This is a genomic window from Brotaphodocola sp. (genome assembly GCF_983179755.1).
The window spans coordinates 1-13,960 of sequence record NZ_CFAHBC010000005.1; the positions used below are offsets into that span (position 1 = coordinate 1).

At 48.8% G+C, this 13,960-nt stretch carries 12 protein-coding genes; all 12 read right to left on the bottom strand.

Annotated features, from left to right (window positions below):
• Positions 1-1,374 (bottom strand): glutamine-hydrolyzing GMP synthase (guaA, locus tag AC4EVX_RS03250; RefSeq protein ID WP_490159548.1); only part of this gene is annotated, 1,374 nt, incomplete at its 3' end.
• 401 nt (positions 1,375-1,775) lie between these two features.
• Complete coding sequence (gene ytvI, locus AC4EVX_RS03255) at positions 1,776-2,912, bottom strand: sporulation integral membrane protein YtvI (RefSeq protein ID WP_490159549.1); 1,137 nt, start codon at positions 2,910-2,912, stop codon at positions 1,776-1,778.
• A gap of 53 nt (positions 2,913-2,965) precedes the next feature.
• Complete coding sequence (hisC, locus tag AC4EVX_RS03260; RefSeq protein WP_490159550.1) at positions 2,966-4,030, bottom strand: histidinol-phosphate transaminase; 1,065 nt, start codon at positions 4,028-4,030, stop codon at positions 2,966-2,968.
• 228 nt (positions 4,031-4,258) lie between these two features.
• Positions 4,259-5,455 carry a pyridoxal phosphate-dependent aminotransferase gene (locus tag AC4EVX_RS03265; RefSeq protein WP_490159621.1) on the bottom strand — a complete coding sequence of 399 codons (1,197 nt, stop codon included), beginning with the start codon at positions 5,453-5,455 and terminating at the stop codon, positions 4,259-4,261.
• A gap of 64 nt (positions 5,456-5,519) precedes the next feature.
• Positions 5,520-6,809 carry an O-antigen polymerase gene (locus tag AC4EVX_RS03270; RefSeq protein ID WP_490159551.1) on the bottom strand — a complete coding sequence of 430 codons (1,290 nt, stop codon included), beginning with the start codon at positions 6,807-6,809 and terminating at the stop codon, positions 5,520-5,522.
• Positions 6,810-6,936: 127 nt separating this feature from the next.
• Positions 6,937-8,646: a phosphoenolpyruvate--protein phosphotransferase gene (gene ptsP, locus AC4EVX_RS03275; RefSeq protein WP_490159552.1), complete on the bottom strand. Its 1,710-nt coding sequence runs from the start codon at positions 8,644-8,646 to the stop codon at positions 6,937-6,939.
• A 183-nt stretch (positions 8,647-8,829) separates the two neighbouring features.
• Complete coding sequence (locus AC4EVX_RS03280) at positions 8,830-9,096, bottom strand: HPr family phosphocarrier protein (RefSeq protein ID WP_308451103.1); 267 nt, start codon at positions 9,094-9,096, stop codon at positions 8,830-8,832.
• 55 nt (positions 9,097-9,151) lie between these two features.
• A complete protein-coding gene (locus AC4EVX_RS03285; RefSeq protein ID WP_490159553.1) occupies positions 9,152-10,519 on the bottom strand; it encodes a CdaR family protein in 1,368 nt (455 codons plus the stop codon).
• Positions 10,497-11,384 (bottom strand): diadenylate cyclase CdaA, encoded by an 888-nt coding sequence (gene cdaA / locus AC4EVX_RS03290; protein WP_490159622.1) that lies wholly within the window; start codon positions 11,382-11,384, stop codon positions 10,497-10,499. The genes AC4EVX_RS03285 and cdaA overlap by 23 nt, the downstream gene beginning before the upstream one ends.
• Positions 11,385-11,485: 101 nt before the next feature.
• Positions 11,486-12,454 (bottom strand): ABC transporter permease, encoded by a 969-nt coding sequence (locus tag AC4EVX_RS03295; RefSeq protein ID WP_490159623.1) that lies wholly within the window; start codon positions 12,452-12,454, stop codon positions 11,486-11,488.
• Positions 12,432-12,881, bottom strand: coding sequence for a hypothetical protein (locus AC4EVX_RS03300; RefSeq protein ID WP_490159554.1), 450 nt, complete (start codon positions 12,879-12,881; stop codon positions 12,432-12,434). Before AC4EVX_RS03300 ends, AC4EVX_RS03295 begins: the two co-directional genes overlap by 23 nt.
• Positions 12,882-13,037: 156 nt before the next feature.
• Positions 13,038-13,886, bottom strand: coding sequence for a sugar phosphate isomerase/epimerase family protein (locus AC4EVX_RS03305; RefSeq protein WP_308451107.1), 849 nt, complete (start codon positions 13,884-13,886; stop codon positions 13,038-13,040).
• Positions 13,887-13,960: the final 74 nt, after the last annotated feature.

Below are 13,960 nucleotides of genomic sequence, written 5' to 3' on the forward strand. Positions count from 1 at the left end.
GGCGTAATCATAGGTTCTCTCATCGCCCATAACGCCTACGGAACGCATATTGGTCAGGGCTGCAAAGTACTGACCGATTCCGCGGTCAAGTCCTGCCTTTGCAATCTCCTCGCGGTAAATCGCATCTGCTTCCTGAACCATCTTTACCTTCTCAGCGGTTACCTCGCCGATGATACGGATTCCAAGACCCGGACCCGGGAACGGCTGACGGTAAACAAGTTTCTCCGGAATGCCAAGCTCCAGTCCTGCCTTACGAACCTCATCCTTGAACAGGTCGCGTAACGGCTCGATGATCTCCTTGAAATCAACATAGTCAGGAAGTCCTCCGACATTGTGGTGGGACTTGATGACTGCGGATTCTCCGCCCAGTCCACTTTCTACAACGTCCGGGTAAATCGTTCCCTGAACAAGAAAATCTACCTTTCCGATTTTCTTTGCCTCTTCCTCGAAGACACGGATGAACTCTTCACCGATGATCTTACGCTTGTGCTCCGGCTCCTCTACGCCTTTGAGCTTTGCATAGAAACGATCCTGTGCGTTGACACGGATGAAGTTCAGCTTGTACGGACCGTTCGGTCCAAATACTTCCTCTACCTCATCGCCCTCGTTCTTGCGCAGAAGGCCGTGATCTACGAATACACAAGTCAGCTGATCGCCGACTGCCTTTGCCAGCATAACCGCTGCAACGGAGGAGTCTACACCACCGGAGAGCGCACAAAGCACCTTTCCGTCGCCTACCTTCTCGCGCAGAGCCTTTACGGTATGCTCAACGAAGTGATCCATCTTCCAGTCGCCTGCACATCCGCAGACTTTGTATACGAAGTTGGACAGCATCTTTGTTCCCTCTACGGTGTGAAGAACCTCCGGATGGAACTGGATTGCATACAGATTCTTCTCTGCACACTCCGCAGCTGCTACCGGGCAGTCCGGGGTATGAGCGATGATCTTAAATCCCGGTGCTTTCTCCTCGATGTAATCGTTGTGGCTCATCCAGCAGATCGTCTTCTCGGAAACATCACCAAACAGAGCACTGCTCTGATCTACGGTCACTTCGATCTTTCCATACTCACGAACAGGAGCCTTGCATACATGTCCGCCAAGAACATGCATCATCAGCTGTGCGCCGTAGCACAGTCCCAGAACCGGAACTCCAAGTTCAAACAGTTCCTTGCTGCAAGTTGCTGCACCTTCCTCATAGCAACTGTTCGGACCACCGGTAAGGATAATGCCCTTCGGGTTCATCTCTTTAATTTTCTCGATGCTGGTCTTGTAGGAATAAATTTCACAGTACACATTACATTCCCGGACCCGGCGTGCCACTAACTGATTGTACTGGCCACCAAAATCGATCACAATGATTTTCTCTCTGTTCACGAGTTGTCTTCCTCCTGGTATTTGTCCGGTCGTCAAAACGCCCGGCATTTTCTCATTTACTACTTTACTACTGTTTGTTGCTTAACATATAGCTCTTTTGTTGCGACAAGCAGAATCTGCCATGATACACCGCATCCGGATTCTGCTCTCCCAAACATTATACATAATTTATCCCGCGGATACAAGAGGGATTCTCATTTATACTTCGTTCTCGTTATTATAACTGTTACCGTACACGGGTAGGCATTTTCTGAGCTGAAAATGCCGTATGATACAGTGGTAGCAACGCTTCAAATTCATGCTCCATCATAAATCACTCTAACTTTACATGATAGATACGTTGATGATAATGCGATCTTAAGGCTTGTTCCAATAACTTAATTCATCACAAACAATTGCCCTCACTTTTCTTTACCGGATTTCCGAAATCTCTGAATCTCCTTCATCAACGTCTTTGCACTCGCAATCATCTCATCAAATGCGCCAAACTTGTAAAGATTCATAATCAGAATTCCGATCGGGACTGCAAGAATCATTCCGGAAATTCCGCGAAACTTAAATCCCAGATATAGAAACACGAGCGTCATCAGAGGAGGAAATCCCATCGTGTCGCCGACAATCTTCGGCTGTACAATCTGGCGCACAACCTGAGTCAGCACATAGAGCAAGGCAAAACCCATCGCCAGCGCATACTCGCCCGCAAGTAATTTGATGATCGCCCACGGAATCAGCACCGTTCCCGTTCCAAACAATGGAAGAAAATCAAGAATTGCGATCAGAATTCCAAGTAGAACTGCATAGTGCACGCCGAGCACGAGAAATCCCACTGCAAGAATCACGGCAACAACAAACATGATCTTAAACTGTGCGAGAAAATATCCGCCAATCAGCCGTTTCGTTTCTTCTTTCAAATGATTCCAATAACGACTTCCGCCCTCTGGGATATACTTTTTCCAGAAATCAATGACCTTTTCCTGCTCTGCAATAAAAAAATAGGCGGAGAGAATCGTCATGATCACACTCACGAGAATATTCGGAATCTTCATCGCGACGTTTCCTGCCACTTCCACAGTCGGAGATGCCATTTTCTGAACGAGAATGCTGAGCGTCGCGCCCACATTTCCGGTAAATTCCTGCCACGAATCCTGTATATTATCAGGAAGAAGCGCAAATACATGAGCAAATCGCAGAGTAATCGCATTTGCTTCCTCAACTGCCTGTCGATACAGCTCCGGCAAATGTTTTCCGAGATCAATCGCCTGCATCACAAGCCAGGAAATAATCCCATATCCAAGCCCGATAATCAGCGCAAGTACGGCTATCACAATCAACACGGAACTGTGACGGCGAACAAGTCGCACTCTCCGCTCCAAAAATTTCACAAGCGGATTTGCAATAAGCGCAATGATCCACCCGATCACAAAGGGCAAAAAAAACTTTAAAAGTCTGGGACCCAGCAGACAGACTGCCAGAATCTCCACAATCGGAATTGTAAGATTTAAAATCAGTCTGAGATATTTCTTCTTCCAGTCTTCCATTCTGCCACCTTCTCTCAATCTTTTCCTGCGCATCCACTCTGAGTTATACCTTTCTAGTGTGCAATAGCCAAAAACTCTCCAAGAAATGCAAACAGTGCTTCCATCTCTTCTCTTGTGCCGATCGTGATTCGCAGATAATTGTCGAGTCTCGGCTGTTTGAAGTAGCGCACATAGATCTGCTCCGCCTTCAGCGCCTCAAAAATCTTCTCTGCCGGCACGCGCTCATGTGTCGCAAAAATGAAGTTTGACTTGGAATCCGGGAAGGAAAATCCGAGTTCGCGAAGTTTCAGCTTCGACCACTCTCTCGTATCGATGATCTTTGCGAGTGTCTCCTTGAAGTATGCATCATCCTTCACAGCTTCCACACCGAGAATCTGGGACGGCATGTTCATTGTATAAGAATTGTAGGAATACTTCACATCGTTCAGCGCCTTGATCAGATCCGGATGACCCATCGCAAAACCGATTCTCATTCCTGCCATTGAGCGGGATTTGCTGAATGTCTGCACGACAAGCAGATTTTCATACCTGTCGAGTAACGTTCTTGCGCTCTCCCCGCCGAAATCAACGTAAGCCTCATCCACAATCACAACGACATCCTGATTGTGCTTCAAAATATCTTCCACTGCGTCCAGCGACAGAAGCAGTCCCGTCGGTGCATTCGGGTTCGGGAAGATCACACCGCCATTCTCACGATAGTAGTCCTCCGGACGAATCCGAAAATCCTCATCCAGAGCCGGTGTCTCAAACGGAATCTGGAACAGATCCGCCCACACCTTGTAAAACGAATAGCTGACATCCGGGAAAAGCACCGGCTTTTCTGAATTGAAAAAGGTCATAAATGCCATTGCAATCACATCGTCAGAACCCACACCGACAAAAATCTGATCATCTCCAAGGTCGTAATACTCTGCAAGAGCATGCACGAGATCGGTAACTGCCGGGTCCGGATATTTACGGAAGCGGTCATAATCCATCTCTCTCATTGCTTTCTGTACGCCCGGTGCTGGCGGATAAGGATTCTCATTCGTATTCAGTTTGATCAGGCGATCTCCCTTCGGCTGTTCTCCCGGAACATAAGGAACTACTTTTCGTATATTTTTCTCCCAAGCTTTCATCTTCTGTTCTCCTCCTGTCGGCTCACATCTTTTTTACATCTCGCCTATCGCATTTATTATCTATCTGCTCTCACAGTTCTGACCTTACAGCCCTGTTGTCACAGTCCTGTTCTCATAGCCCTGTTCATACAGCTCTGTTGCCACAACTCTATTTTTACAGTTCTATTTTTACAGTGCCATTCTCACGGCTTACTTTTGCTTATTTTCGCTTACTTTCGCTTATACTCCTTATTTCAGCTTATATTCCTGTGCCAGTTTCTCAAATGCCGGCATTGAGCGCTCGATCTGCTCATAGGATACGCAGTACGCGATGCGCACATACCCCGGACATGCAAACGAGCTTCCCGGAACGAGCAGAAGGTTGTACTTCTGAGCGGTTGCACAGAATTCTTTCTCATCCGGAATCGGGGACTTCACAAACAGGTAGAAAGCACCCTCCGGTTTGATGCAGGTAAATCCACACTCGCGCAGTCCCTCGTAGAGACGATTGCGGTTGCGGTCATAGGCCTCAAGATTGACACTTGCTCCCTTCTCAATGCAACGCTTGATAACTCTTTGCATCAGCGACGGCGCATTGACACAGCCGTTTACACGGTTTGCGATCGTTGCAGCGGTGAAGACCTCTGCGCTGTCTTTCATCTCATCCGGAATCACAAGATAACCGATTCGCTCACCCGGAAGGGACAGGGACTTGCTGTAAGAATAGCAGACAACGGTATTTGCATAGTATTTCGTCACATACGGCACTTCCACACCATCGTATGCGAGCTCGCGGTACGGCTCATCGGAGATCAGCACAATCTCGGTTCCAAACTCTTTTTCCTTCTCTCTGAGGATCTCACCAAGTCTGGTCAGGGTTGCATCGGAGTAAACGACACCGGTCGGGTTGTTCGGCGTGTTGATGATAACTGCCTTCGTCTTCTCGTTGATCTTCTCGACGAACTCGTCAAGGTTCGGCTGGAAGTCAACGGTATTCGGGGAAACGACAACGAGCTCTCCGTCGTAGTTTCTGACATATCCGCCGTACTCCACGAAATACGGGGCAAACGCAATAACCTGATCGCCCGGATTCAGAATCGTTTTTAAGATCACATTCAGACCACTCGCCGCGCCGACTGTCATCAGAATGTTATTCTGGTGAAATGCAGTGCCGAAGCGCTGATTCAGAGAATCGGCAATCGTCGCACGCACATCCTCATAACCGGCATTGCTCATGTAACCGTGAACAAACGTCGATTCCTCCTCCATCAGGGTCTCCACAATCGCCTCATTCACCTCTTTCGGTGCTGGAACGTTCGGATTTCCCAGACTGAAATCATAAACATTCTCGGCTCCATAAATGGATGCCAGACGTTTGCCCTCCTCAAACATAACTCGGATCACCGAATTATTTGCCACAAGTGGTTTCATTTTCTCAGAAATCATCATAATATATTCTCCTTCCCGCGCCCATTCCTGCGTATTTCTTTTCATTTCTTTTATTTTGTCTTTATCGCCGGTGTTCGCTGATATGATAATAAACCGCCAGAATTCCCGTTACAATCAGATAAAACCAGGTCGTTGTATTGGAAAACCAGGTGGTAAAAAACGATAACATCAGATAAGCCCCCATCTGTGCATAAAGCAGATACCCCATCGGATTGTGCATCTCTCGCAGTTTCACAACAAGCAGATAGGCGACAAATCCCAGCAGGCAGGAGAAAACCAGCACTCCGATCCATCCGAAGTCATAGTAGGCATCGTAAAACATCGTCAGCGTTGTCAGTTCCTTCTTATCCACAAAAATCGGGAAATTAATCAACTGCGGGAAGAAAAATTTGAGTCCCGTCAGTGCCCAAAGCGGAAACAGTCCCTTCATTCCCATGGAATGAGTTGTCAGAGATTCCACCAGACAGTTGAAATTGTCATAGTTGTTTGCAATGTACATGTACGGCTGGGTGATGAAAATCGGCATGTGCTCCCATTTCATCTCAAAAATGCCGTTTAAGTAAACGACATCATGACTTCTCGCCACAGTCAAAATCAGATATACCGGAATGATCACCACAAACAGGATCAGGAGATACTCAGGCTGAAAGAGCTTCTGAAGCGAGATATAGGTAAACGTCGCCAGCACCACCGCAAAAATAAACTGAAATCTGGAGACACAGAGAATCGGAATCAACAGAGAGATCAGCGTCATCACAATCGCCGTCACTGCACACCGACTGCTCTCACGTCCTCTCGCCATATGAAAATACAAAACGGTCAGAGAGGGGATGAGCACACACGATACTGTGATGTAGTGAATACCAGTCAGATGAAACTCTGAGTATGCATGCGGAACACCGCGAACCAGAAACGGCACATATCCGAGAACAACTGCCTCACTCGCAAATGCCAGCGCAGAAACTACGGTCAGTCCGCAGATCATGTGAAAGACCGGTGCCGGGTTTCCGGTGTATCCTCTCCAGCGTCCGTAGTGGTCGTGACCGGAGCCGTAAATCTGGGTCAGAATCTCAAAGACTACCCAGAATCCGATGTAGGCAAGTGCGAGACAGATCCATGTCATCACCGACCAGTCTGTCTGAAGCCTGCTTAACTTCAGGCACGCGATACCCTCGCCTCCCACCCAGAAAAGCGAGAAGAGCGCACGCAGATGAATCAGGTTCCGCGTCTTTCGGTACTCCGAATAGTACAGCCAACACGCCGATCCAATCATTACTGCTCCGGACAGCAGATAAATTCCAAATCTCGCCAGAATAAAACTGACAACGTAACAAATCAAATAAACTATCATCGTTTCCTCTTCCATCCCATCTTGTTTGTATGTATTTTTCTTTCGCTGTGTTGGTGTCCAGCCATCTTCGTCGCATAATGGGACGTGTAGAAAGAGAGCCCGCATCTGCGGACTCTCCTTGTCTCACTTATCCAATAAATGCCCGCATGTAATCCTCAACTTCTTTCACCGTCACAAAGCTCATCGCCTTATCTGCGACTGCCTGAAGTTCCTCGATGCTGTAATTCGTGATCAGCTTTCTCGAATACAGGATTGCAGATGCACTCATGCTGAACTCATTCAGACCAAATGCCAGCAGAAGCGGAATCATCATCGGATCGCTCGCCGCCTCACCGCACATGCCGACCATGATGCCAGCCTCTCTTGCGCAGGTGATGACGCGCTTGATACTGCGCAGAACCGCCGGATTTAACGGAGAGTAGAGATAGGATACCTTGTCATTTCCGCGGTCTACGGACATCGTGTACTGCGTCAGATCGTTCGTTCCAATGCTGAAGAAGTCTACTTCCTTCGCAAATGCATCTGCCATCAGGGAAGCGGCTGCGGTCTCAACCATGATGCCAACCTGAATATCCTTCTTGTAAGCGATTCCCTCGCCGTCCAACTCCTTCTTGATCTCCTCGATCAGAGCCTTTGCCTCGCGGTACTCGTCAAGACAGGTCACCATCGGGATCATGATGCGGATATTTCCGTAAGCACTTGCTCGCAGGAGTGCTCTCAACTGTGGGCGGTAAACGTCATCCTTTCTGTCTAAGCAGAAACGGATTGCACGGTAGCCTAAGAATGGGTTCTCATCCTTCTCAAGACCCATATACGGGATCTCCTTGTCACCGCCGATGTCGAGGGTACGAATGATAACCGGCTTGCCCTCCATCTTCTCTGCGACGGTCTTATAAGCCTCAAACTGCTCCTCCTCGGTCGGCATTGCGACGCGGTCCATGAAAAGGAACTCGGTACGGAACAGACCGATACCCTCTGCGTCGTACTGTAAAACCTTCTCGACATCCTCCGGCTTTCCGATGTTTGCGACAAGCTCGATCGTCACACCATCCTTCGTCACGGTCGGCTTTCCGATGTACTGCTCAAGTTCTTTCTTTTCCTTCAGGAATTTCTCGCGCTTTGCGCTGTACTCCTGCTCCACCTCTGCAGTCGGGTTCACATAAACAACGCCCTCAGAACCGTCGAGAACAACGGTATCGCCATTTGCCACCTTCTTCAAAAAGTCTGTAACTGCAACAACTGCCGGAATCTCCAGTGCGCGCGCAAGAATTGCGCTGTGGGAAGTCTTTCCGCCAAGCTCGGTCACAATACCCGTCACATGCTTCGGGTTGATGCCTGCGGTCATCGACGGAGTCAGATCCTTTGCGACGAGAATGCTTCCCTCCGGAAGTGCGGAGATGTCCACAGACTCGACACCGAGAAGAACTCTCTGCATACGGGTCTTGATGTCGCGCATATCGGTTGCACGCTGCTGCATCAGCTCATCATCCATGGAAGCGAACATATCTGCATAAGTTGTGCAGACCTGCTCAATCGCATACTCACTGCAAATGCCCTCGCCGGTGATCGTATTCTCGATCTCCCCGGTCAGCATCGGGTCCATCAGAAGCATCAGATGACCCTGCATAATCTCGGCTTCTTTCTCCCCTACTCTCGTAGCCAAATCTGCTGCCATGCGCTCCGTATCCTTCATTGTCTTGTCAAGCGCCCCCTTAAAACGCTCAACCTCTGCGGTCTTGTCTGCGACAGCCTCTCTCTTGATGACTAACTCTGCCTCTTCCACAATCACTGCTTTTCCGATACCGATTCCGGAAGATGCATTTGTTCCCTTAAACATACCTTTTTCCTCCTTATTAATTAAACCTTTTATTTTATATGTGAAACTCCATCGGAATGAGGTTCTGAATGTTTCTTTTGTTCCTCTGCGACCACACTCAGCTTTTCTCCCCCCGGAGATACACGCAAAGATAAAAAACCTATAAAATAAAGCCTTAAAAATCCGGCGAAACCGGCGGTCTTTTTATTCCCCTAAACCGCTCTCGACGAGGCGAATCATCGCTTCCATCGCCTCTTCCTCGTCCGGTCCGTCACAGACAAACTCAATCTGATCTCCACATTTGACGCATGCCCCCAAAACGCTGAGCACACTCTTTGCATTTGTCTCATTTCCATTTCCAGACTTGAATTTTATCGAAGATTTGTATCGAATCGCCTCGTTGCAGAGCATCCCTGTCGGACGCAGATGCAGACCAGACGCATTTTTAATCGTAACGTTTCTGCTTATCACTGCTGTGTTCCTCTTTCTCTTTTATCAATTTCATCCATGATTCTATCTGTTTTCATCAATCCTGGGCACTGCTCTCCGTCGCAACTCCGGATGATTCTGCCGTCTCATTCTGTCCGCCCGTCGGTGACCCCGTCTCCGCACTCTCCGTCTCCGCCGGGGAAGTTCCGATAATCATCACCGGAGCCTGGGAGGAGACCTCCACTGTAAATACCGTGTAAGAGACAATCCGATACGCACTGCTGTCCGCAAACTTTAAAACTCCGCGGTTGCTTCCCGCTGTCATTCCCGAAAGATTCAGGGAAGCTCCGAGCTGGGATGCCACAACGCCATTGATATTTTCTGCAAGACCCTGAATCGTCACATCGATCTGGGTCGGATTCAGGCGATAAGTCATATTGTCAGACTGTCCGGTGAGTGAAATGTCGCTCTCCGTCAGCATGATTGTGCGGTTGATCAACTTCTCGACTCTCAGGCGTACTTCCACGGTTGGACTCTCCGACTCGGCAAGCGTCACACCTTCCGGAAGATAAGAAGTCAGGTTGATCGTGACCACCTTATCCGCAGTCGCTCCGCTCACATCGAGTTCTGTCGCCGGAATCGTGATCTTCGTCAGATCAGCAAGAGTATCTTTCGATCCGTTGACCTTGACGTTCTTGACACTGCTCGTCACTCCGACATACTGGTATCCGGTTCCCGCGCTTCCTGTCACCTCAAAATCCAGTTGAAGTTCTTTTACCTTGTCGACGGTCAGCTGATATTCAACCTCCGGGGAGTCGACCTGAATCCGGTCGATCTTTCCGCTGTCCATCAGCGAATTGCCGTTTGCATCGTAAAAGACGAGCTTCGCGGTTCCCTTGCGGTCTGCGCTGAGTCCGGTTTTGTCGATCTCTACACCGACCCGGCTGATCAGTCCAACCTGAGAAACCGGTCCCTCGAGTGTCACTTTCGACGGGGAGAGCTTGACCTCGCTGATCGCGTAACCGTCCATCTCCGTTCCAATCTCCCGAACCTGAATGTCAAACGGTTTTGACTGAAGTTCCTCCGTCACAACGCGAACAACGCCCGGTCGCGCCTCAGCACTGTAAATCAGGCTTTTGTTGTTGACGATCTCAATATTGACCGGAACCGATCCGGTCACATCGTAGAGATCTGCCAGATCGATGTAGGCGCGAAAATCAGAAGCCTGAACCCGATAGGAATCTCTCGTGTGCGTCTCATATCGGACGGTCACCGTATTTTTTCCGCTGATCTCATACGTTCTTCCCGCAGAGGTCAGCACCTGCTCATTCTTGATCTCTAAAGGCACCTCTTTGCTGTCATCAACCATCGGATTGGACACATTCATTACCACCAGCCAGACAAAAAACGCCACAAAGATCGAAAGAATTTTTAAACCGAGATTATTTATTAGTTTTTCTTTCATTCTTACGTTTTCCCTTCCAAATCATAAACCGGTTGGTTCCGGTGTCTGTCCGCTCCTCCATTCCTGCGAGCGAGACACGCAAGGTCTCAGCGTCCGGAATGTGTCGCAGGGAGCCTGCCTCAACGAGGGAGACTCTTCCTGTCTCCTCCGATACAACAACTGTGATGCTGTCTGTCACCTCACTGATTCCGACTGCCGCACGATGGCGTGTTCCGAGATCCTTGCTGATCTCCATGTTGTCGGAGAGTGGCAGATAACAGGTCGCCGCCGCCACCCGGTTGCCCCGGACAATCACAGCTCCGTCGTGAAGCGGAGTATTGTGTTCAAAAATATTGATCAGAAGCTGACTGCTGACCACTCCGTTGATCTCGATTCCGGTTCGCTCGATCTCCTTGAGTGGCATGTTGCGCTCAATTACGATCAGCGCACCTGTCTTCACCTTCGCCATCTCAAATGTCGCCTTCACGATCTCATTGACCGTCCGGTCGGTGAATCCGGTGTTCTCCTTGCCGTCATCAAAGGAAAACCACTCAGAAATCAGATTCTTGCTTCCAAGCTGTTCGAGCGCCTTTCTCATCTCCGGCTGGAAGATAATTACCAGCGCCATCACAGCAATACTTCCTGTCCTCTCCATGAGCCATAGGATTGTATCAAAATGGAACAAAGCTGCCAGAAGTACAAAAATCAGAATCATGGCGATGCCTCTCAGCAGATACCATGCCCGTGTGCTCTTGAACCACAGCAGTGCATAATACACCAGGATTCCAAGAATAATGATCTCTGCCAAACTTGATATTGAAATCCTTGGCAAGAAGGAGAGCCAGGACCGCGCACCGTCAAAAGCCGCTCCCAGATTCTGGATCATGCCCGCCATATCTATGCCTCTCTTTCCCCGTCCTATTTTATCTGTGCAGTCCGTTCCGCTCACTCGTTACCGTTCATGCTCTGCACAAACGGTAACGGGTTCTACTCCCGTTCTATCTCCTCACGGCGTATCCGGTGTTTTCTCCCCGGATTGTTCATCCGCTGAACCCGGATCTCCGGCTGAGAGACCGTCAGCTTCGGCACTGCCTTCACATAGTAAACGTAGTCATCGTCTTCAAAATGCGTATACTCGGTTCTCGTGTAATCGACCGAGAATACAAAAAAATGATAAATCAATGCGAGAAAAATCGAAATCAATGTCCCGATCACGATCTCTCCGATCGGAAATGAGACATTGAAGAGATAATCTCCCGCAAACACAACAGTCAGCTGTGCGATCGTCCCAAACATGATTGCAAGCATCCATGCATAATTCACAGAGCGATTCCGAATCAGATAGACAACCAGAATTCCCACCGCACAGGCGCCCATCATCACAAATATCTCACGGTTTCCCATCAATGCCCGGATGATCTGCACATACTTCTGTGCAAGATCCACGGAGGCATCATTCGTAAGCACTCCCGCATTCTGCTTCACATACAGCAGAATATAGGAAATCATGACGCCACAGCTGACTGGAATAATCGCAAGCAGACTTCCCGAAAGACCCGCAAGCAGAGGAACTGCAAGCGGAATCTTTAAGAGAATCGCCATCGGTGTCAGAACCAGCCAGAAACTGTCTCCCGGCTGGAATCCATAGTACAGCAGTGCGATGATCACGAGAATCGCCGTCGTCAAAAGCATAATCTCCAAAGACACTGCATAAATATGCGCAAGCATCACTCCCGCCATCAGAAGGCTGATTGCCCCATAAGGCAGAAACGCGCCGAGCAGTGCAAGAAGCGGGGTAACCCAGATTTCTTTTAACTGCGTCTGAAATCCGATATTCTGATTCAGCAGGATCAGCGCTGTCAGCGTAAAGACGAACTTCACAATCCCGTCTGTCAGCGTCGCATATCCTCCATAAAATGCCTTCAGCCGTTCTTTAAGTTCGAGTAGTAGCATCATCATGTCGGCTACCCTCCTTCGTCAGTTCTTTCGTCCGGCTCTGAAACTCATACCGTTTCTCCAGACGTCTCAGTTTTGCAACATATACCTTCATTCCGCGCCGAGCATACTCATACCGGCTCTTCGCGACATGAACGGCAATCGCCAGATATCCAACAAGCCCGATCACATAAAACACACAGGCACTGCGCACATGCTTCATCACAAGATCCAGGCTTGCCGTATCGAGAAGCGACTCCATGCTGTAAAGCATCCAGATCACCGCCACCAGGAAGTAACAGAAGGTATACGAAAAGAATGCGTGTAACATCCGACTGCTGATGTAGTCGCTCATGAAGTACCGGTTAGCGGGACAAATGTGCTTTCCCTCTCGTTTTTCAAAGAAAGAAATTCCCGTCATCAGTTTAATCTTGTCCTCGTTCAGCATAATTCATCCTTTATTTTTTAGATCGTATTAAAGTATATCATAATTGCAGGGTCTGCGCCAGTGGATGAGTCCGAAAATTGCATCAAATTCCATTCCTGTGTTAGTGTTCACACGCCTTGCAAACAGCAACATTTTTTGTTGTGATGCACTTGGCACTTAAGCCTCATCGTAAATCTTTTTCAGGAAAGCGACATCACTGTGATAGCGCTCCTTGTTGGAATTCTCCAAAAGCATCGTCACATACGGTTTTTCCTTCTTGAGCCACGAGAGAATCGGCTGATAATGGAAGAGACCATCTCCGACATGCTCAAACTCCGGCTCGCCGTTCTCCATGCGGAAATCCTTGATGTGGAGCATGCTCACGCGGTCACCGTAAAGCTCAAGAGCACGCGCAATCACAGCATCCTGTTCCTTGTAGTTCTCTGCACTGATTAAGTTTACCGGATCGAGAATCGCCTCCACATTCGGAGAATCGATGTCATCGAGGAAACGGCGCATTTTATCCGGAGTGCAGAGCGTGTGATCGTGAACAGCTTCGACGCCGACAGTCGCACCGAGTTTCTCTGCCGCGCGGACAATCTGTCCCATCGTATCGAGGAAAATCTGATAGCTCTCCTCGGTGTAGGTCTCCGGAACAACAGAGAAATCTCGGCTGTAACGTCCGGTCTCCGTTCCGACAAGATCTGCACCGATGATCTTTGCGTATTTCAGATGCTCAATAAATTTTGCGATCGAAGCCTGACGCACTTCCCTGTCCGGATGAATCGGATTGATGTAACAGCCAAGCACTGCCACATGGATGTCGCGCTCCTTTAACTTCTCGGCAATCATGTGTGCCATTCCCGGGGAATAATGACCAGGTGCAAAATCAAATCCCGAAATCGACTTTCCGAATGCGAGCTGAATCTGATGAATTCCATTCTCCTTCACCGTATCAAGTACCGTATCGATATCTGCCTTTGCGCACAGGTCGTGGCAACGCATTCCGCAATTCATTCTTTCCATAAAATATTATCCTCTCCTGATTTTTCTATTTTTTACCACCATGTTATCTTACGGCACTTTCAGTTTCATAAGTG